This is a genomic window from Mycobacterium sp. ENV421 (assembly GCF_002887815.1).
Classification (GTDB): domain Bacteria; phylum Actinomycetota; class Actinomycetes; order Mycobacteriales; family Mycobacteriaceae; genus Mycobacterium.
The window spans coordinates 107100-126205 of sequence record NZ_PDHO01000012.1; the positions used below are offsets into that span (position 1 = coordinate 107100).

Genomic DNA, 19106 nt, shown 5'->3' on the forward strand with positions numbered 1-19106 from the left:
CGAGTGAATGAGCGGAGGCGCCGGCGTCCCGGAGCTTCCGGAGATGGACGCCTCGGAGTTGTCACTGGCCATCGTGGCCAGCACCTGGCATTCGAAAATCTGCAACGCGCTGCTCGACGGTGCCCGCCGGGTGGCCGACGACTGCGGCGTGCCCAGCCCGACCGTCGTCCGCGTCCTGGGGGCCATCGAAATCCCGGTCGTCGCACAGGAACTCGCGCGCACTCATGACGCCGTCGTCGCGCTGGGTGTCGTGATCCGCGGGCAGACACCGCATTTCGATTATGTCTGCGATGCCGTCACCCAGGGCCTGACCCGGGTGTCGCTGGACGAGTCGACGCCGGTGGCCAACGGGGTGCTGACCGTCAACACCGAGGAGCAGGCACTCGACCGCGCCGGTCTGCCCGATTCCGCCGAGGACAAAGGTGCGCAGGCCGCCGCCGCCGCGTTGTCGACCGCGTTGACGCTGCGTCACCTCCGCGGGGCATGACCGACACCACCAGCCGCTGGGATGTCGTGCTGCGGCCGCGCCTGACGCCGTATGTCGCGTATGCGGCCGCGTTCGTGGTCGCGACCTCCGGGATCGTCGTCGGTGTCCTGCTGAAGATCCGCTACACCGGGGCGATCCTGCAGACCGCCGATCAGGTGGCGATGGGCGTGCTCGGGCTGATCCTGGCGGCCGCGATCCTGCTGCTGGCCACGCCGCGACTGCGGATCGGGCCGGACGGGCTCGGTGTTCGCAACATCCTGCTCGAGCGGGTGATCCCGTGGAGTGACGTGGTGGGGGTGTCGTTCCCGCAGGGCTCGCGGTGGGCCCGGGTCGATCTGGAGGACTACGAATACACCGCGGTGCTGGCCATCCAGGCGATAGACGGCGAACGCGCGGTGCACGCGATGGACACTCTCCGGACGCAGCTCGCCAAGTACCGGCCTGATCTCACGGGATCGTGAGTCTCATCACCACTTCGCCGGTGGCCCCGCAATTCGGCACCTCGGTGAACCCCAGGCTCTCGTAGACCGTTCGGGCGGCCGCGTTGTCGGGCGCCATCCGCAGAGTCGCGGTGCGTGCCCCGCGCCGTCGGGCCCAGTCCACCGCGGCCGCCACCAGCCTGCGGGCCAGCCCGTGCCCTCGTGCCGCGGGCTCGAGCCACAGGGAGTACACGTACGCCGCCTGAGCGCTCTCCTGATAGACGGCGACCATGCCGACGGGCCTGCCGTCCAGCATCGCCACGAATTGCGCATGGTCGCGCAGCCGCCGGCGCCAGTCGGGCGCGGTGAACCGGGCCTCGACGAGGTACTGCGTGTCGGTCGTCCCGAACGTCTCGGTGAGCGCGCGCAGCCTCAGCTCGGCGAACTGTTCCCAGTCCGACTCGGTGAGACGAGTGATGCGCGCTGCTGGCACGCCCACGACGGTAGTGCCTGTCGGCGCTCGGACTAACCTTGTGGACGTGCCCGACCCGTCGACGTACCGCCCGGCGCCCGGGTCCATTCCGGTTGAACCGGGTGTTTACCGATTCCGAGATCCGCATGGCCGGGTGATCTACGTCGGCAAGGCTAAAAGCCTGCGGCCTCGGCTGACGTCGTACTTCCAGGACATCTCCGCCCTGCATCCACGCACCCGCCAGATGGTGACCACCGCGGCCAAGGTCGAGTGGACGGTGGTCAACACCGAGGTCGAAGCTCTGCAGTTGGAATACAACTGGATCAAGGAGTTCGATCCGCGGTTCAACGTCCGGTACCGCGACGACAAGTCCTACCCGGTGCTGGCCGTCACCCTCAACGAGGAGTATCCGCGGCTGTCGGTCTACCGCGGTCCGCGCCGCAAGGGTGTGCGCTATTTCGGCCCGTATTCGCATGCCTGGGCCATCCGCGAAACGCTCGACCTGCTCACCCGGGTCTTTCCCGCCCGCACCTGTTCGGCGGGAGTGTTCAAGCGGCACAGCCAGATCGAGCGTCCGTGCCTACTGGGCTACATCGACAAGTGCTCGGCGCCATGCGTCGGAAGGGTCAGCGCTGAGGAACACCGCAAGATCGTTCTGGATTTCTGCGACTTCCTCTCCGGCAAGACCGACCGCTTCGCCCGCGAACTCGAACTGGAGATGAACGCGGCGTCCGCCGAATTGAACTTCGAGCGCGCCGCCCGGCTGCGCGATGACATCGCCGCGCTCAAGCGTGCGCTGGAGAAGCAGGCCGTGGTGCTCGGGGACGGTACCGACGCCGATGTGGTCGCGTTTGCCGACGACGATCTGGAAGCCGCCGTGCAGGTCTTCCACGTCCGGGGCGGGCGGGTGCGTGGCCAGCGCGGCTGGGTCGTCGAAAAGCCTTCCGACCCTGGCGAATCAGCCGAAGGACGGCTGGTGGAGCAGTTCCTCACCCAGTTCTACGGTGCTGAAGCTGAATTGGGCGGCCCGCCCGGGGCCGAATTGGGTGGTGCCGCAGACGAATCCACCAATCCGGTGCCGCGCGAGGTGCTGGTGCCCTGCCTGCCGCCCAACGCCGATGAGCTGGCCGACTGGCTGTCCGGGTTGCGTGGGTCGCGGGTGGCGCTGCGGGTGCCGCGGCGCGGCGACAAGAAGGCGCTGGCCGAGACGGTGCACCGTAACGCCAAAGAGGCGCTGCAGCAGCACAAGCTCAAGCGGGCCGGCGATTTCACCGCGAGATCGGCTGCGCTGCAGAACATTCAGGAATCACTCGGACTGGCCGATGCGCCGCTGCGCATCGAGTGCGTCGACATCAGTCATGTGCAGGGCACCGATGTGGTGGCCTCCATGGTGGTGTTCGAGGACGGTCTGCCGCGTAAGTCGGACTACCGGCACTTCGCCATCCGGGAGGCTGCGGGCGAGGGCCGCTCCGACGACGTCGCCTCGATCGCCGAGGTGACGCGGCGCCGGTTCGCCCGCCATGTCCATGAACAGCAGCAGCCCCCCGATGAGTTGGCGCCGGAGGGCAAGTCGCGCAAGTTCGCCTACCCGCCCAACCTCTACGTCGTCGACGGGGGCGCTCCCCAGGTCAACGCCGCCCAAGCGGTGCTCGACGAGCTCGGCGTCACCGATGTCGCCGTGATCGGTCTGGCCAAGCGCCTCGAGGAGGTGTGGGTCCCCGCCGAAGCGGAACCGCTCATCCTCCCGCGGAACAGTGAAGGGCTCTACCTGCTGCAGCGGGTCCGCGACGAAGCCCACCGCTTCGCCATCGCGTATCACCGCAGTAAGCGCTCCAAGCGGATGACGGCGTCGGCGCTGGACTCGGTGCCGGGGCTCGGGGAGATCCGGCGCAAGGCGCTGGTGAGCCACTTCGGGTCGCTGGCCCGATTGCGTCAGGCCAGTGTCGAGGAGATCACCACGGTGCCAGGGATCGGCACCGCGACCGCCGCCGCGGTACTGGAAGCGCTAGGCGTGACGGTGGATTCGCCGGTATCGGCTGCAGCGGACGATCCGGTCGGCAAAGATCAGTCTGCTGAACAGGCGACCCGATGACAGAGCACAGCACAGGCGAAGAGATGCACACCGGCCACACCGGCGAGGATTCAGGTATCGACGTGGTGTTGGTGACGGGGCTGTCCGGGGCAGGCCGGGGAACCGCGGCCAAGGTGCTCGAAGACCTGGGCTGGTACGTCGCCGACAATCTGCCGCCCGAACTCATCGCCAGGATGGTGGACTTCGGCCTGACCGCCGGCTCGCGGATCACCCAACTGGCGGTGGTGATGGACGTCCGGTCCCGCGGGTTCACCGGGGATCTGGACTGGGTACGCAACGAGCTGGTGACCCGCGGCATCCATCCGCGGGTGTTGTTCATGGAGGCTTCCGACGACATCCTGGTCCGCCGCTACGAAAGCAACCGGCGCAGTCATCCGCTGCAGGGCAATCAGACCCTGGCCGAAGGTATTGCCGCCGAGCGGGCCATGCTGGCCCCGGTGCGGGCGTCGGCGGATCTGGTCATCGACACCTCCACCCTCTCGGTGCACGGCCTGCGCGAGAGCATCGAACGGGCATTCGCGGGGCAGACCGTCGCGCAGATCAGCGTCACGGTCGAGTCGTTCGGGTTCAAGTACGGGCTGCCGATGGACTCCGACATGGTGATGGACGTCCGCTTCCTGCCGAACCCGCACTGGGTGGACGAATTGCGGGCGCACTCCGGCCAGCATCCGGCAGTCCGTGACTACGTCCTGGGCCAACCCGGCGCCGCGGAGTTCCTGCAGACCTACCATCAGCTGCTGAGGCTGGTCGTCGATGGCTACAGCCGGGAGGGGAAGCGCTACATGACCGTGGCCATCGGCTGCACCGGCGGTAAGCACCGCAGTGTGGCGATGGCCGAGGCGCTCGCCGGATTACTGGAGAACCACGAGCACCTGACCGTTCGCGTTCTGCACCGCGATCTGGGTCGCGAATGACACGCATCGTCGCCCTCGGTGGTGGCCACGGTTTGTACGCGACCCTGTCCGCGGCACGCCGGCTCACGCCGCACGTCACCGCGGTGGTCACGGTCGCCGACGACGGGGGTTCCTCCGGGCGGCTGCGCAGCGAACTTGACATCATCCCGCCTGGCGATCTGCGAATGGCGTTGGCGGCGTTGGCATCTGACAGCCCGCACGGCCGGCTGTGGGCCACCATCATCCAGCATCGGTTCGGCGGCAGCGGCGCGCTGGCCGGGCATCCGATCGGCAACCTGATGCTGGCCGGCCTCAACGAGTTGCTGGCTGATCCGGTGGCCGCGCTCGACGAGTTGGGCCGGATCCTCGGCGTCAAGGGCAGGGTGCTGCCGATGTGCCCGATCGCGCTGCAGATCGAGGCCGACGTCGCCGGGCTGGAAGGCGATCCCCGGATGAGCCGGGTGATCCGCGGTCAGGTGGCCGTCGCGACAACACCGGGCAAGGTTCGTCGGGTGCGGCTGCTGCCGGGTGACCCGCCGGCCACCCGCCAGGCCGTCGACGCGATCATGCACGCCGATCTGGTGGTGCTCGGGCCGGGCTCCTGGTTCACCAGTGTGATCCCGCACGTGCTGGTGCCGGAGCTGGCCGCTGCGCTGAAGGAGACCACCGCCCGCCGCGCGCTGGTGCTGAACCTGGCCGCCGAGCCGGGGGAGACGGCCGGTTTCTCCGCCGAGCGGCATCTGCACGTCCTCGCGCAGCATGCGCCGGGCTTCTCGGTGCATGAGATCGTGGTCGACGCCACCCGCGTCCCATCTGACCGGGAGCGTGACCAACTGCGGCGTACCGCAAGCCTGCTGGAAGCTTCAGTTCAGTTTGCCGACGTGACCAGACCTGGTACACCTTTACATGACCCGGCCAAGCTGGCTGCAGCGCTTGACGGTGTGCGCACCCGAAATTCGGTGACCGCGCCGCCTTCCCCTCCACCTGCTGCATCCGTGCAGGCCGGCGGAGGGCGACAGGGGGACGGGGTGCAGGACCCGACTGGCAACGGACCGAGAGGTGACGACCTGTGGCGATGACTGCCGAGGTGAAGGACGAACTCAGCCGGCTGGCCGTCAATTCTGTGAGCGCACGCCGGGCCGAGGTGGCCTCGCTGTTGCGATTCGCCGGTGGCCTGCACATCGTGTCGGGCCGAGTCGTGGTCGAAGCCGAGGTGGACCTGGGCATCATCGCCCGGCGGCTGCGCAAGGACATCTACGACCTGTACGGCTACAACGCGGTGGTGCACGTGCTGTCGGCCAGCGGCATCCGCAAGAGCACCCGGTATCTGGTGCGGGTCGCCAAGGACGGTGAGGCGCTGGCCCGTCAGACGGGTCTGCTGGACATGCGCGGCCGGCCGGTGCGCGGACTGCCCGCTCAGGTGGTCGGCGGCAGTGTCGGTGACGCGGAGGCGGCATGGCGGGGTGCGTTCCTCGCGCACGGCTCGCTGACCGAGCCGGGGCGGTCCTCAGCGCTCGAAGTCAGTTGTCCCGGACCGGAAGCCGCGCTGGCGCTGGTGGGTGCCGCCCGGCGGCTCGGGGTCAGCGCGAAGGCACGGGAGGTGCGGGGCACCGACCGGGTCGTGGTGCGCGATGGCGAGGCCATCGGTGCACTGCTGACCCGGATGGGCGCCCAGGACACCCGGCTCACCTGGGAGGAGCGGCGGATGCGCCGGGAGGTGCGCGCCACCGCCAACCGGCTGGCCAACTTCGACGACGCGAACCTGCGCCGCTCGGCCCGGGCCGCGGTCGCCGCCGCGGCCCGTGTGGAGCGGGCGTTGGAGATCCTGGCTGACACGGTGCCCGACCATCTGGCCGCGGCGGGCAAGCTTCGGGTCGAACACCGGCAGGCGTCGCTGGAGGAACTGGGCCGCCTCGCCGACCCGCCGATGACCAAAGATGCTGTGGCCGGGCGTATTCGGCGGCTGTTGTCGATGGCGGATCGCAAAGCCAAGCAGGACGGCATCCCGGACACCGAGTCGGCCGTCACGCCCGACCTGCTGGAAGACGCCTAGATCGACTTGGTCACCCGGTCGGCGACAAAGGCCTTGAGTTCGTCGGACAGCGCGTCGGCGGCCCGCAGCCGGGGGAGCAGGCTGGGGTCTGTCATCCGCGCGCGGAACACCAGGGCGATCGTCACATCGTGATCGGGCTTGTCCTCGACGACGATCTCGTCTCCCGCGCGCACCGGGCCGGGGGAGATGACCCGTAGGTAGGCCCCGGGCTTGCCGGCGTCGGTGAACGTCTTGATCCAGCCGGCGATGTCGAGGAACGCCGCGAACGTGCGGCACGGGGTGCGGGGGGCCGAGACTTCGAGCAGCAGACCGCCGGTGCCCACCCGCCAGCGTTCGCCGATCAGCGCTCCTGTCACGTCGACGCCGGAGGTGGTGAGGTTCTCGCCGAACATCCCGTCGGTCAACGGCCGTTCGAGGCGGGTGGCCCACTCGTCGAGGTCTTCGCGGGAGTAGACGTAGACGGCTTGGTCGTCCCCCCCGTGCAGCTTCTGGTTGCCGATCGTGTCCCCGACCAGGCCGCTGCCCATACCGCCGCGCATCGGCCCCGGAGCGCGCACCATCACCGCGTCGGGCGTCGCCGCCTTGTCGATGCCGGTGCGTCTCGCCGGCTTGTCGGGATTCGCGCGGACGCGGGCCAGATTGACCGACAACACACTTGCCACCACCACAGGGTAATGGCGGTGCTTCGGCGGTGCTCGTCCAGTCCGATCGCGCCCGACGAAAGACTGCTCGCCGATGACGAGCCGGTCGATACGAGCGTCGAAATGCTGTGTGCCGATGAGTTTTTCGCGATAGTTCCGGTCGCTCGGGGCGGTGCTCCTAGGGCTGGGCGGGGTTCCTCGGCGGCGAGCACCTATGGGGGCGCCGGACAGGGGGCTAGCGTTCATGCCATGGCCGAGGTGTTGCGAGTCGGGGCGGCCTTGCCCGACCCACCGTTCAACGACGCCGGGCCAACAGGCTCCGGCCTCGACGTCGAGCTCATGGCCGCCATCGGCGAGCGGCTCGGCGCGTCGGTGGAGTTCGTGCGATACCAGGGCCGCGACTTCAACGGCATCTTCGACGCACTGGACTCCGGCGAGTTCGACTGCGTCGCCTCCGGCACCACGATCACCGGATCCCGCGCGTTGAAGGCCGCGTTCTGCGATCCGTACCTGATCTCCGGCCAGGCGCTCGCCGTCGACGCCACCCGGCTGCCCGACGTCACATCGACAGACGATCTCGAGGGGCTGACCCTCGGCGTGCAGCAGGGCAACACCAGCCAGCCGATCGCCAACCGGCTGCTTGCCGCCGGCAAGGTCGCGCGGGTGCGGGTGTACGACTACGGCAACATCCGGACCGCGTTGCGAGATCTGTCCAGCGGTCGCTGCGATGCGTTGATGAAACTCGACCCGGTGCTGACCCGGCTGGCCGCGGCGGCGCCGGGCGTGACCGTCGTTCAGCGCGGCATCACCACCGAGAAGATCGCGATCGCGGTACCGACCACCGATACCGCGTTGCTGGGCCGGATCAACGTCGCGCAGGCCGCTCTCGAGCAGGACGGGACGTTGCCGGCGATCCGGGAGCGGTGGACCGGCTCACCACGCGCCGACCAGAGCGGGCCCCGGATCTCCTGAGGTTCCAGGCGGTCGCGCATGCCGGTGAGCAGGCCACTAGGCTGGGCGGGTACTGAGAAGCTACTAGAGGAGACAACGTGACCATCCGGGTTGGCGTTAACGGCTTCGGCCGCATCGGACGCAACTTCTTCCGGGCTCTCGACGCGCAGAAGGCGCAGGGCAAGAACGCGGATATCGAGATCATCGCGGTCAACGATCTGACCGACAACGCGGCGCTGGCGCACCTGCTGAAATTCGACTCGATCCTTGGCCGGTTGCCGTACGACGTGAGCCTCGAGGGTGAGGACACCATCGTCGTCGGCGACACCAAGATCAAGGCGCTCGAGGTCAAGGCCGGCCCGGCTGAACTGCCGTGGGGCGACCTCGGCGTCGACATCGTGGTCGAGTCCACCGGCATCTTCACCAAGCGCGACAAGGCGCAGGGTCACCTCGATGCCGGTGCCAAGAAGGTCATCATCTCCGCGCCGGCCACCGACGAGGACATCACGATCGTGCTGGGCGTCAACGACGACAAGTACGACGGTAGCCAGAACATCATCTCCAATGCGTCGTGCACCACGAACTGCCTCGGCCCGCTGGCCAAGGTCCTCAACGACGAGTTCGGCATCGTCAAGGGTCTGATGACGACGATCCACGCCTACACCCAGGATCAGAACCTGCAGGACGGCCCGCACAGCGATCTGCGCCGCGCCCGGGCGGCCGCGCTGAACATCGTGCCGACCTCGACCGGTGCCGCCAAGGCGATCGGCCTGGTGCTGCCGGAGCTCAAGGGCAAGCTGGATGGCTACGCGCTGCGGGTGCCGATCCCCACCGGGTCGGTGACCGACCTGACCGCCGAGCTGAGCAAGTCGGCGAGCGCTGCCGACATCAACGCCGCCATGAAGGCCGCCGCCGACGGCAAGCTCAAGGGCATCCTCAAGTACTACGACGCGCCGATCGTGTCCTCCGACATCGTCACCGACCCGCACAGCTCGATCTTCGACTCGGGTCTGACCAAGGTCATCGACAACCAGGCCAAGGTCGTGTCGTGGTACGACAACGAGTGGGGCTACTCGAACCGTCTGGTGGACCTGGTCGCGCTGGTCGGTAAGTCGCTGTAGCAGCAATGGCCGTCCAGACACTCGACGACCTGCTGGCCGAGGGTGTTTCGGGTCGGGGCGTTCTCGTGCGCTCCGACCTGAACGTCCCGCTCGACGGTGGGAAGATCACTGATCCGGGCCGCATCATCGCGTCGGTCCCGACGCTGAAGGCGCTGGCCGACGCCGGGGCGAAGGTCATCGTGACCGCTCACCTCGGCCGCCCCAAAGGTGGTGTGGATCCGGCGTTCTCGCTGGCGCCGGTGGCCACTGCGCTGTCCGAGCGGCTGGGCAGGCACGTCCAGCTGGCCGGCGACGTGGTCGGCACCGACGCACTCGCCCGCGCCGAGGGGCTCACCGACGGGGACGTCCTGTTGCTGGAGAACATCCGGTTCGACCCGCGTGAGACCAGCAAGGACGACAGCGAACGGTTGGCGCTGGCCAAGGCACTCGTCGAATTGGTCGGCGAGGACGGCGCTTTCGTCTCCGACGGATTCGGTGTGGTGCACCGCAAGCAGGCGTCGGTGTACGACGTGGCCACACTGCTGCCGCACTACGCGGGAACGCTGGTGGCCGCCGAGGTCAAGGTGCTCCAACAGCTGACCAGCTCCAGTGAGCGGCCGTATGCCGTGGTGCTCGGCGGGTCGAAGGTGTCGGACAAGCTCGCCGTCATCGAGAATCTGGCGACCAAGGCGGACAGCATCGTCATCGGCGGCGGTATGTGCTTCACCTTCCTTGCCGCGCAAGGTGTTTCGGTGGGTACCTCGCTTTTGCAGGAGGAGATGATCGAGACCTGCCGTCAGCTGCTGGAGACCTACGGCGATGTCATCCACCTGCCGGTGGACATCGTGGTCGCGGAGAAGTTCGCGGCCGACTCGCCTGCGGAAACCGTGTGGGCGGACAGCATCCCGGCCGACAAGATGGGCCTGGACATCGGCCCGGAGTCGGTGAAGCGGTTCACCAAGCTGCTGTCCAACGCCCGCACCATCTTCTGGAACGGACCGATGGGTGTGTTCGAGTTCCCGGCGTTCGCCGCGGGGACCAAAGGGGTGGCCGAGGCGATCGTCGCCGCGACCGGCAAGGGCGCGTTCAGTGTCGTCGGTGGTGGCGATTCGGCGGCCGCGGTGCGCCAGCTGGGTCTGCCGGAGGACGGTTTCTCGCACATTTCGACCGGCGGCGGTGCATCGCTGGAATACCTTGAGGGCAAAACACTGCCCGGCATCGAAGTATTGAACTAGGAGTCCTGTGTCCCGTAAACCGCTGATCGCGGGCAACTGGAAGATGAACCTCAACCACTTCGAGGCCATCGCTCTGGTCCAGAAGATCGCGTTCTCGTTGCCCGACAAGTACTTCGACAAGGTCGACGTGACGGTGATCCCGCCGTTCACCGATCTGCGCAGTGTGCAGACCCTGGTCGATGGCGACAAGCTGCGGCTGACCTACGGCGCGCAGGACCTGTCGCAGCACGACTCGGGCGCCTACACCGGCGACATCAGCGGTGCGTTCCTGGCCAAGCTGGGGTGCACATTCGTGGTGGTCGGGCACTCCGAGCGGCGCACGTATCACCACGAGGACGACGCGGTGGTCGCCGAGAAGGCGGCTGCGGCGTTCCGGCATGGGCTGACGCCGATCGTGTGCATCGGCGAGCAGCTCGAGATCCGCGAGGCCGGCGACCACGTCGAGTTCTGCGTGAACTCGTTGCGCGGGTCGCTGGCCGGGCTCACCAAGGAGCAGCTGACCGATGTGGTGATCGCCTACGAGCCGGTGTGGGCGATCGGCACCGGGCGGGTGGCCAGTGCGGCCGACGCGCAGGAGGTGTGCGCCGCGATCCGGGCCGAGCTCGGCAACATCGCGACGCGGGAGACCGCCGACGGTGTCCGGGTGCTCTACGGCGGCTCGGTGAACGCCAAGAACGTCGGGGAGATCGTCGCTCAGCAGGACGTCGACGGCGCGCTGGTCGGCGGGGCGTCGCTGGACGGGGAGCAGTTCGCCACTCTGTCGGCGATCGCCGCGGGTGGGCCCCTGCCGTGAACCCTCCCGTGACCGATGCCGTGATGACGGCCCCGACCAGGTAGTCTGGTCGCCATGGTTTTGACTTTGCAGATCATCCTGGTCACCACCAGCGTTCTGGTGGTGCTCTTGGTGCTCCTGCACCGTGCCAAGGGTGGCGGCCTGTCGACGCTGTTCGGCGGCGGTGTGCAGTCCAGCCTGTCCGGGTCGACCGTGGTCGAGAAGAACCTCGACCGCCTCACGCTGTTCGTCACCGGTATCTGGGTGGTGTCCATCATCGGCATGGCCCTCCAGATCAAGTACAGCTAGTCCGTTTCAGGCGTGAAGACGATCCGCTGACCGTTCTCGGGCTGCGGCCACACCTGTTCGACCTCCGCCAGCGGGACCGCGCGCGCCTGCGTCCGCAGGGTGCCGTTGGAGATTTCGGCCGCCAATTCCGGCAGCTCCGCCACGATATCGGCGACCGGCACCGACCCGATACCGCTGCCGACGATCTGCATCGGCATGGATCGCAGAGCCGCCGATGGGATGCCGGCGTCGGCGCCGGCCATCGAACCGATCTGAATCCACGTCAGCGGCTGTGCTGAGTCGTGGCGGCCGCGCGCCAGGCCGGCCATGATGTCGGCCGCGGGCGGTCCCCACAGGTAGTCGAGCACAATGTCGGCCGCGGTGATCCGGTCGATGCTCGTGGTGATCTCGTCGAGTGCGACCACGTCGTCGGCGCCGAGGTCGGGCAGCAGTGCCAGCTGCCTGCGGTCCCGGCCGATGCCGATCACCGCCCCAGCGCCGAGATACTTGGCGACCTGCACTGCCAGACGCCCGGCGGTTCCGGTCGCGCCCAGAATCACGACGGTCTGTCCCCGGTGCATCAGGGTACGGCGGCGTAACGCCACCCACGACGACATGGCGGGGTTCATCGCCGCGGCTATCGCGACCGGATCGGCGTCGTCGGGGAGCACGACACTGCGGCGCACGTCGACGACGGTCTGTTGGGCCATCGCACCGAGGTCGGTGGCCACGACGAAGTAGCGCAACATGCCGTCGGAGGCGCGGCCGACACCGTCGATCCCGGGCACCAGGGGCAGGACGCCGGTGCTGGTGTAGTGGGCTCCGCTGGCGCGGGACCGCACCAGCGGATGCAGACCTGCCGCAAGGACGTCGACGACGATGTCGGTGTTCCCGATCGCGATTGCCTGCGGAACTTCCTGATAGACAGGCGGTTTCGTGAAGTCTGTGACGACCGCTGCGTACACGGCATCCTCCAAAATAGATGGTATTACGAACTAAATTTAGATGGTAATACGAACCAATGCGGTACGCTAGTGCGATGCCGGGCGATATCTCAGAAGCGCTGCTGGAAGACCTGGTGCGCACCTCGTTCGCGGTGACTGCGGTGTTGAACCGGGTCGCCGCCGACAACGACCTGTCCCTGACGCAGCTGCGTGCGCTGGCCATCCTGCGCGACCGCGAACCCACCATGGCGCAACTCGCCGAATACCTCGGCTTGGAGCGATCGTCGGTGAGCGGGTTGATGGACCGCGCGGTGCGCCGCGGTCTGGTCAAACGGGCCACCAGCCGCGAGGACGGCCGCTCGGTGCACGTCACCCTGACCGCCACCGGGCAGCGGCTCGGCGCCGATCTCGCCGACACGGTCGCCGGCCTGCTGACACCGATGACCAGCCGGCTCAGCGCCGCCGAGCAGAAGCGACTGACCGCGCTGCTGTCGGGAATGCTCGACCCCGCGCCGCCCGTCACCCCGACTCCCCGTCGTCCTCGCGGAGCAACCGTTCCGGGTGGTGCGCGTCGTTGACCCGTGGGGGACCGGTGCCGTCGCTCCACGCGATCCGGCCGTCCTCGGTGACAGTCGTCGTGTACGTGCCCTCGGTCGCCATCGCGTGGTCGCACGGGCAGCCGAAGTACAGGTTGTCGGCGTCGGTCGGGCCGCCGGCGCTCCACTCCAGCGCATGATGCACTTCGGAGTGGTAGCCGGGCTCGAAACAGTCCGGCTTGGTGCACCCGCGGTCGCGGGCATGGCAGATGATCCGATGGTCGGCAGTCGCAAGCCGTTTCGCGCGGCCTAGGTACAGCGGGCGTGCCGAGTGATCCTCGAACACCGCCAGGTAGTGCACCGCTTCGCCGGCCATCCGGATGACGTCGCGCATCGGGAGCCGGCCGGTTCCGCCGGTACGGGCCCAGCCCGCCGCCTGCTCCAGCTCGCCCAGCGTCGTCGTCACGATCACGGTCACCGGCAGTCCGCGATGCTGCCCCAACGCCCCCGATGACAGAGCCGCCTTGAGGCCGAGCGTGATTCCGTCGTGGCAGCGTTGTTCCGGGCTTCGGTTGTCGCGTCCCCCGGTGCCGTCGGGGAGATGGCGCCCCGGCCGGACTGCGGCCGTCACCGCTTCGATGTAGGCGCGGCTCTCCGGATCCACCCAGCCGGAAAGCCTGCTCATCCCGTCCGGACCCTGCCGGCCCAGCCGCAACCCGCGCCGTCGTGCCCGATCCTCGTCGGTGAACGTGCCGTCGGGATTCAGGCAGTTTGCGATCTCGACACCGATCGCCGCGACGAACTTCGAATCCTGTTCGCGCGCCCGGCGAACCAACGCACGTTCCGCCGCGGCCCGGTCGGCCGCAGTGACGAACGACGGCAGCCGGTCGAGCGCAGTGCACACTGCCGCGATGTGGTCCTCGCCGACCTCCCCGGCCTCGACCGCGGCCGCCACCACCGGCAATTCCGGCGGTAGCGTCGGACCGGTCAGAGATCGACGCGGCCGCAGTCGAGCCGCCAGCGCGAACCGACGCTTGACCTCCCCGGCCGTCAGGCGTAACCGGCTGGCCAGGACGTCACGGACCTTCACTCCGGCAGGCGACGACGAGCCGTCGACCGGTTCGGCGATCTCGCCGAACATCCGGTAGGACAGCCCGCGGTTCACTCGGTTCTGGCCCTCCAGGCGTTCGGCCACCTCGATGCGAAACGTGTTGCCGGCCAGATCAGTACAGATCGACCGGAGCCTGCCGTACGCAGCGTCGACGGCATCGAGCTCGGCGCGAACCCGCTCATGCACCGCGTGGGTGGTCAGGGGTTCGACGGACATGACGCCACGGTATCGAACAATTGTTCGAGCACCAGGGGCGAAACCGCAACCTGTGGACGAAGTCGGCTCTGTGGACAACGCCACGACCCCACGCCCTGCAGCCCATAGCGGACACCGGAATACTTGGGGGATGGCTGAAGCTCCGGATGTGTCGCTGGAACCGATCGGCGCGGTACAGCGCACCCAGGTCGGGCGGGAGGCCACCGAGCCGATGCGGGAGGACATCCGGCTGCTGGGGGCGATCCTCGGTGACACCGTGCGCGAGCAGAACGGCGACGAGGTCTTCGACCTCGTCGAAAAAGCCCGCGTCGAATCGTTCCGGGTGCGCCGATCCGAGATCGACCGGTCCGAGCTGGCCCAGCTGTTCGACGGCATCGACGTCCACCAGGCCATCCCGGTGATCCGCGCGTTCAGCCACTTCGCCCTGCTGGCCAACGTCGCCGAGGACATCCACCGCGAACGGCGCCGCGCGATCCACGTCGCCGCCGGGGAACCACCACAGAACAGCACCCTCGCCGCCACCTACGACAAGCTCGATGCCGCCCAGCTGGACGCGGCAACGGTTCAGGAAGCACTCACCGGGGCATTGGTGGCGCCGGTCATCACCGCCCACCCCACCGAGACCCGCAGGCGCACCGTCTTCGACACCCAGCACCGCATCACCCAGCTGATGCGCGTGCGGCTACACGGTCAGGACGAAACCGAGGACGGCCGGCCGGTCGAGACCGAACTGCGCAGGCAGATCCTGACGCTATGGCAGACCGCACTGATCCGGTTGTCCCGCTTGAAGATCCAGGACGAGATCGAAGTCGGCCTGCGGTACTACCCGGCGGCGTTCTTCGAGGTGATCCCGAAGGTCAATGCTGAGGTTCGCGACGCGCTGCGAACCCGCTGGCCCGACGCCGAGCTGCTGCCCGAGCCGATCCTGCGGCCAGGCTCCTGGATCGGCGGCGATCGCGACGGAAACCCGAACGTCACCGCCGACGTGGTCCGGCTGGCCACCGGCAGCGCCGCCTACACCGCCCTGGGACACTACTTCGCCGAGCTCAACAAGCTCGAACAGGAATTGTCGATGTCGGCGCGCCTGGTGAAGACCACCGACACTCTCGTCGCCCTGGCCGACGCCTGCCACGAGCCGGCCCGGATGGACGAGCCCTACCGGCGGGCACTGCGGGTGGTGCACGCCCGGCTCACCGCGACCGGGCAGAAGATCCTCGATCGCGAACCGGCGCACACCCTCGATCTCGGCCTCGAACCGTACGACACACCCGACGAGCTGCTCGCCGACCTGAACACCATCGACGCGTCATTGCGCGCCAACGGCAGCACCCTGCTGGCCGACGACCGGCTTGCCCGGTTGCGGGAAGCCGTGGACGTCTTCGGTTTTCACCTGAGCAGCCTGGACATGCGGCAGAACTCCGAGGTGCACGAACAGGTCATCGCCGAACTGCTGTCCTGGGCCGGGGTCCATCCGGACTATGCGTCGCTGTCCGAGCCGGAGCGGGTCGAGGTGCTGGCCGCCGAGCTGAAGACCCGCCGGCCCCTGGTGCGCGACGACTCCGAGCTCTCCGAGCTGGCCCGCAAAGAACTCGACATCGTGTTCGCCGCCGCCCGTGCGGTCACGGTGTTCGGCCCCGAAGCGGTGCCCAACTACATCATCTCGATGTGCCAGTCGGTCTCGGACATGCTGGAAGCCGCGATCCTGCTCAAAGAGGCGGGTCTGCTCGATGTTTCGAGTGGCGACGTCTACGCGCCCGTCGGAATCGTGCCCCTGTTCGAAACGATCGACGACCTGCAGCACGGCGCCTCGATCCTCGAGTCTGCGCTGGACCTGCCGCTCTACCGTGCGATGGTGCATGCCCGCGGCGAGAGCCAGGAGGTGATGCTCGGCTATTCGGACTCCAACAAGGACGGCGGATATCTGGCCGCCAACTGGGCGCTCTACCGGGCCGAACTGGATCTGGTGGAATCGGCCCGCAAGACCGGAATTCGGTTGCGGCTCTTCCACGGTCGGGGCGGCACCGTCGGCCGGGGCGGTGGCCCGAGCTACGATGCGATTTTGGCCCAGCCGCCGGGTGCGGTGAACGGTTCGCTCCGGCTGACCGAACAGGGCGAGGTGATCGCCGCGAAGTACGCCGAGCCGCGGATCGCGCACCGCAACCTGGAGACATTGCTCGCCGCCACGCTGGAGTCGACGCTGCTCGACACCGAGGGCCTCGGCGACCTCGCCGAGCAGGCGTACGAGGTGCTCGACGACCTGGCCGCCCGGGCTCAGCGTGCCTACGCCGAATTGGTCCACGAGACACCAGGTTTCGTCGACTACTTCAAGGCTTCTACACCGGTCAGCGAGATCGGTTCGCTCAACATCGGCAGCAGGCCGACGTCGCGCAAACCCACCACGTCGATCTCCGATCTGCGGGCCATCCCGTGGGTGCTGGCCTGGAGCCAGTCGCGCGTGATGCTGCCCGGCTGGTACGGCACCGGCACCGCGGTCGAGGAGTGGATCGCCGATGGTCCGGAATCGCCCGAGGCCCGGCTCGAGGTCTTGCAGGAGCTGTACAAGAACTGGCCGTTCTTCGCCACAGTGCTCTCCAACATGGCGCAGGTGCTCGCCAAGGCCGACATGGGCTTGGCCGCCCGGTATTCCGAGCTGGTCGAGGACGAGGAGCTCCGCGCCCGGGTGTTCGACAAGATCGTCGCCGAGTACGGCCGCACGCTGCGGATCCATCAGCTGATCACCGGCCAGGACGACCTGCTCGCCGACAACCCGGCGCTGGCCAGGTCGGTGTTCAACCGTTTTCCATACCTGGAGCCGCTCAACCACTTACAGGTCGAGCTGCTGCGCCGCTACCGGTCCGGAGACGACGACGAGCTGGTCCAGCGCGGCATCCTGCTCACCATGAGTGGGTTGGCGTCGGCACTGCGCAACAGCGGTTAGCCGATGGCCCGCGACCGCGACGAGTCCGGCCGGCCCCGCAATGCCAGGGCCCGCGACGCACTCGGCCGGCCGCTGCCGCCTGGCGCGCAGGGGGAACCCCGCATTCCCGACGACCTGAGTCTCCCGCCGGCCGAAACCCTCGCCTACGCGCAAGATCTGCTCAGCCGAGGGCGGGCGTTTCACGCTCACGAAGTCTTCGAGGCGGCCTGGCAGAACGGACCCGATGACGAGCGACCGCTGTGGCAGGGGCTGGCCCAGTTCGCGGTCGGTGTCACGCACATCCAACGCGGCAATCGCACGGGTGCTGCCGCACTGCTGCGCCGGGCATCAACGCTGCTTGCCGAGGTCCCAGGAGCGCCCTACGGCATCGACATCGTCGGTCTGGCCGCCACCGGGGCCGCGCTGGCAGACGATCTCGCCGCAGGCGTCGAGATCGATGCGGAGCGGTTGCGGCCGCACTTGACCCCGTGATGGAACCAACAGCTGGCCGATAGCGTCAAAACGGTTATGACACAACCCGACTGCTCCCTGGAGAACACCGCCGAACTGCTCGGACCGCTTCCGCAGACGGCGGCACAGGTGCTGGGCGATTGGTCAGGCACCGACCCCGGCGACGACTGGTGGTGACGCGCACTAGCGGCCGGCACCTGACGGAGCGGCTCCCAGGCTGACAGGTAGGCGTTTTACTCCGCGCAGCAACGTGCTGTCGTTGAGCGTCGGTTCGCCGTCCAGCGCGAGTTCTGGAAAGCGCCGAAACAGAGCCTCCAGGCCGATGTTCAGTTCTAGGCGGGCGAGTGCTGCGCCGATACAGACGTGAATACCGGAACTGAAGCTGAGGTGGTCGCGGGCGTTGGCGCGTGTGGTGTCGAATTCGAGAGGACGCTCGAAGAGCGCCGGATCGCGGTTGGCTCCGGCGATGAGCACGAACACCGCCTGCCCTTCGTCGATGGCGCAGCCCTCGATCTGCACCGGCTTTGTCGCCACCCGCAGCCCGATCTGGGCCACCGAGTCGTAGCGGAGCGACTCTTCGACTGCATTGGGCCAGCCTTCGGGATGCGCCTGCAGATGCGCCAGCTGTTCCGGATGGCGCAGAAGCGCGACCACCGCGTTGCCGAATGCGTGTGTGGTGGTGATGAATCCGGCACCGAGGAGCAGGCCGGCGAACATCCTGACCTCGTCTTCGGTGAGGTCGTCGTCGTGGAGTACGGCTGACAGGATGCTGTTGTCCGCGTCGTTGAGCCGGAGTCGCTCGATATGTGCGGCGATGTAGCCTTCGAAATCGCGCAAGGCCACCGAGGCGGTGTAAAAGTCGTTCCAGGCAGGAACGGTTGTGGTCAGTAGCTTGGCGGCAGGGTCGGCGAAGGCGTGCAGCGCCGGTATCTCCTCGCGGGGGAGTCCCAGCATCTCGGCGATGACCTCGATGGGGATCCGGGCCGCGAAGGCGGGGATCAGATCGCAGTGCGACTCGCCCTCGAGATCGTCGAGCACCCTGTCGGTGATCTCGTGAATGCGATCGCGCAGTCCGTCGATCGCTCGAGGTGTGAAAGCACGCGATACCAGGCGACGCAACCGGGTGTGCACGGGCGGATCCACCACGAGGAGCGAGGGCGGCTCGACGGGATTCATCATGTCCGGGGCCGTCTTGGCGGCCAGCCACCGGACCGCACGAACAGGAAACCGATCCTGCGGTTTGACGGTCCGGAATCGGTCGTCGCGCAGAACGTTTCGGACGATCTGCGCGTCAGCGGTGACCCAACCGCCGCCGATCCCGGGAGACATTCGACCCCGCCGGCGGACCTCCTCGATGAGGCGATAGGTGTTCTCGGGTCTCCCGCTGTCGATGACCAGTCGGGCGAACGGGTCTCCGCGATGAGCGAGCAGCGTGAGCGCCGAACGAGAAAGTCCGTAATCCAACAACCAGTGCACCCGGGTTTTGACGTGCAGGTCCATGGTGACGC

General features: G+C 67.9%; 19 protein-coding genes. 14 read left to right on the forward strand and 5 right to left on the reverse strand.

What is annotated here, in order from left to right; translation table 11 throughout:
• Window positions 1-7: 7 nt before the first annotated feature.
• Window positions 8-487: a 6,7-dimethyl-8-ribityllumazine synthase gene (gene ribH / locus CRM90_RS16220; protein WP_102807979.1), complete on the forward strand. Its 480-nt coding sequence runs from the start codon at window positions 8-10 to the stop codon at window positions 485-487.
• Entirely contained in the window at window positions 484-948 is a 465-nt protein-coding gene (locus CRM90_RS16225; RefSeq protein ID WP_102807980.1) for a PH domain-containing protein, read from the forward strand. The genes ribH and CRM90_RS16225 overlap by 4 nt, the downstream gene beginning before the upstream one ends.
• On the opposite strand, the gene CRM90_RS16230 is transcribed toward CRM90_RS16225, so the two are convergent.
• The gene (locus tag CRM90_RS16230) at window positions 935-1399 is read right to left on the reverse strand and encodes a GNAT family N-acetyltransferase (RefSeq protein ID WP_102808022.1); all 465 of its coding nucleotides are present in this window, start codon (window positions 1397-1399) and stop codon (window positions 935-937) included. The genes CRM90_RS16225 and CRM90_RS16230 overlap by 14 nt on opposite strands.
• A 46-nt stretch (window positions 1400-1445) precedes the next feature.
• Between CRM90_RS16230 and uvrC the strand changes: the two genes are divergently transcribed.
• Genes uvrC through whiA form a run of 4 tightly spaced genes read left to right on the forward strand, consistent with a single transcriptional unit; the run spans window position 1446 to window position 6416 of the window.
• Complete coding sequence (gene uvrC / locus CRM90_RS16235; RefSeq protein WP_102808023.1) at window positions 1446-3470, forward strand: excinuclease ABC subunit UvrC; 2025 nt, start codon at window positions 1446-1448, stop codon at window positions 3468-3470.
• Window positions 3471-3493: 23 nt separating this feature from the next.
• Entirely contained in the window at window positions 3494-4384 is an 891-nt protein-coding gene (rapZ, locus tag CRM90_RS16240; protein ID WP_102808024.1) for an RNase adapter RapZ, read from the forward strand.
• Window positions 4381-5442: a uridine diphosphate-N-acetylglucosamine-binding protein YvcK gene (yvcK, locus tag CRM90_RS16245; protein WP_102807981.1), complete on the forward strand. Its 1062-nt coding sequence runs from the start codon at window positions 4381-4383 to the stop codon at window positions 5440-5442. Before rapZ ends, yvcK begins: the two co-directional genes overlap by 4 nt.
• A complete protein-coding gene (gene whiA / locus CRM90_RS16250; protein ID WP_102808025.1) occupies window positions 5439-6416 on the forward strand; it encodes a DNA-binding protein WhiA in 978 nt (325 codons plus the stop codon). The genes yvcK and whiA overlap by 4 nt, the downstream gene beginning before the upstream one ends.
• On the opposite strand, the gene CRM90_RS16255 is transcribed toward whiA, so the two are convergent.
• On the reverse strand, window positions 6413-7078 hold the full coding sequence (locus CRM90_RS16255) for an MOSC domain-containing protein (protein WP_102808026.1): 666 nt from the start codon (window positions 7076-7078) through the stop codon (window positions 6413-6415). The two genes, whiA and CRM90_RS16255, sit on opposite strands and share 4 nt — an antisense overlap.
• 228 nt (window positions 7079-7306) lie before the next feature.
• Here CRM90_RS16255 and CRM90_RS16260 point away from each other — a divergent pair, with 228 nt between their 5' ends.
• The 5 genes from CRM90_RS16260 (at window position 7307) to secG (ending at window position 11424) form a co-directional block, all read left to right on the forward strand.
• Window positions 7307-8029 (forward strand): ABC transporter substrate-binding protein, encoded by a 723-nt coding sequence (locus CRM90_RS16260; RefSeq protein WP_102807982.1) that lies wholly within the window; start codon window positions 7307-7309, stop codon window positions 8027-8029.
• Between the two features lie 77 nt (window positions 8030-8106).
• On the forward strand, window positions 8107-9129 hold the full coding sequence (gap, locus tag CRM90_RS16265; RefSeq protein WP_102807983.1) for a type I glyceraldehyde-3-phosphate dehydrogenase: 1023 nt from the start codon (window positions 8107-8109) through the stop codon (window positions 9127-9129).
• A gap of 5 nt (window positions 9130-9134) precedes the next feature.
• A complete protein-coding gene (locus CRM90_RS16270; protein WP_102807984.1) occupies window positions 9135-10343 on the forward strand; it encodes a phosphoglycerate kinase in 1209 nt (402 codons plus the stop codon).
• Between the two features lie 7 nt (window positions 10344-10350).
• Window positions 10351-11136: a triose-phosphate isomerase gene (gene tpiA, locus CRM90_RS16275; protein WP_102807985.1), complete on the forward strand. Its 786-nt coding sequence runs from the start codon at window positions 10351-10353 to the stop codon at window positions 11134-11136.
• 54 nt (window positions 11137-11190) lie between these two features.
• On the forward strand, window positions 11191-11424 hold the full coding sequence (gene secG / locus CRM90_RS16280) for a preprotein translocase subunit SecG (RefSeq protein WP_036337899.1): 234 nt from the start codon (window positions 11191-11193) through the stop codon (window positions 11422-11424).
• Here secG and CRM90_RS16285 read toward each other — a convergent pair.
• Window positions 11421-12368, reverse strand: a complete 948-nt coding sequence (locus CRM90_RS16285) for a quinone oxidoreductase family protein (RefSeq protein WP_102807986.1) — start codon at window positions 12366-12368, stop codon at window positions 11421-11423. The genes secG and CRM90_RS16285 overlap by 4 nt on opposite strands.
• A 74-nt stretch (window positions 12369-12442) precedes the next feature.
• Between CRM90_RS16285 and CRM90_RS16290 the strand changes: the two genes are divergently transcribed.
• Complete coding sequence (locus CRM90_RS16290) at window positions 12443-12925, forward strand: MarR family winged helix-turn-helix transcriptional regulator (RefSeq protein WP_233209360.1); 483 nt, start codon at window positions 12443-12445, stop codon at window positions 12923-12925.
• Here the strand turns inward: CRM90_RS16290 and CRM90_RS16295 are convergent.
• Window positions 12867-14210: an HNH endonuclease signature motif containing protein gene (locus tag CRM90_RS16295; protein ID WP_102807988.1), complete on the reverse strand. Its 1344-nt coding sequence runs from the start codon at window positions 14208-14210 to the stop codon at window positions 12867-12869. The two genes, CRM90_RS16290 and CRM90_RS16295, sit on opposite strands and share 59 nt — an antisense overlap.
• 130 nt (window positions 14211-14340) lie before the next feature.
• Here CRM90_RS16295 and ppc point away from each other — a divergent pair, with 130 nt between their 5' ends.
• Together ppc and CRM90_RS16305 are read left to right on the forward strand one after the other, a co-directional pair.
• The gene (gene ppc / locus CRM90_RS16300; RefSeq protein WP_102807989.1) at window positions 14341-17148 is read left to right on the forward strand and encodes a phosphoenolpyruvate carboxylase; all 2808 of its coding nucleotides are present in this window, start codon (window positions 14341-14343) and stop codon (window positions 17146-17148) included.
• A 3-nt stretch (window positions 17149-17151) separates the two neighbouring features.
• Window positions 17152-17619, forward strand: a complete 468-nt coding sequence (locus tag CRM90_RS16305) for a DUF309 domain-containing protein (RefSeq protein WP_102807990.1) — start codon at window positions 17152-17154, stop codon at window positions 17617-17619.
• A 162-nt stretch (window positions 17620-17781) separates the two neighbouring features.
• Here the strand turns inward: CRM90_RS16305 and CRM90_RS16310 are convergent, their stop codons facing one another.
• Window positions 17782-19098 carry a cytochrome P450 gene (locus CRM90_RS16310; protein ID WP_102807991.1) on the reverse strand — a complete coding sequence of 439 codons (1317 nt, stop codon included), beginning with the start codon at window positions 19096-19098 and terminating at the stop codon, window positions 17782-17784.
• Window positions 19099-19106 lie beyond the last annotated feature (8 nt).

Excerpts from the sequence above, each read along its gene's own strand:
- secG (WP_036337899.1), top strand. The coding sequence starts at position 11,191 with ATGGTTTTGACTTTGCAGATCATCCTGGTCACCACCAGCGTTCTGGTG.
- ppc (WP_102807989.1), top strand. The coding sequence starts at position 14,341 with ATGGCTGAAGCTCCGGATGTGTCGCTGGAACCGATCGGCGCGGTACAG.
- CRM90_RS16310 (WP_102807991.1), bottom strand. The coding sequence starts at position 19,098 with ATGGACCTGCACGTCAAAACCCGGGTGCACTGGTTGTTGGATTACGGA.
- rapZ (WP_102808024.1), top strand. The coding sequence starts at position 3,494 with ATGCACACCGGCCACACCGGCGAGGATTCAGGTATCGACGTGGTGTTG.
- yvcK (WP_102807981.1), top strand. The coding sequence starts at position 4,381 with ATGACACGCATCGTCGCCCTCGGTGGTGGCCACGGTTTGTACGCGACC.
- CRM90_RS16305 (WP_102807990.1), top strand. The coding sequence starts at position 17,152 with ATGGCCCGCGACCGCGACGAGTCCGGCCGGCCCCGCAATGCCAGGGCC.
- CRM90_RS16295 (WP_102807988.1), bottom strand. The coding sequence starts at position 14,210 with ATGTCCGTCGAACCCCTGACCACCCACGCGGTGCATGAGCGGGTTCGC.
- CRM90_RS16290 (WP_233209360.1), top strand. The coding sequence starts at position 12,443 with ATGCCGGGCGATATCTCAGAAGCGCTGCTGGAAGACCTGGTGCGCACC.
- whiA (WP_102808025.1), top strand. The coding sequence starts at position 5,439 with ATGACTGCCGAGGTGAAGGACGAACTCAGCCGGCTGGCCGTCAATTCT.
- CRM90_RS16260 (WP_102807982.1), top strand. The coding sequence starts at position 7,307 with ATGGCCGAGGTGTTGCGAGTCGGGGCGGCCTTGCCCGACCCACCGTTC.
- CRM90_RS16270 (WP_102807984.1), top strand. The coding sequence starts at position 9,135 with ATGGCCGTCCAGACACTCGACGACCTGCTGGCCGAGGGTGTTTCGGGT.
- ribH (WP_102807979.1), top strand. The coding sequence starts at position 8 with ATGAGCGGAGGCGCCGGCGTCCCGGAGCTTCCGGAGATGGACGCCTCG.
- CRM90_RS16225 (WP_102807980.1), top strand. The coding sequence starts at position 484 with ATGACCGACACCACCAGCCGCTGGGATGTCGTGCTGCGGCCGCGCCTG.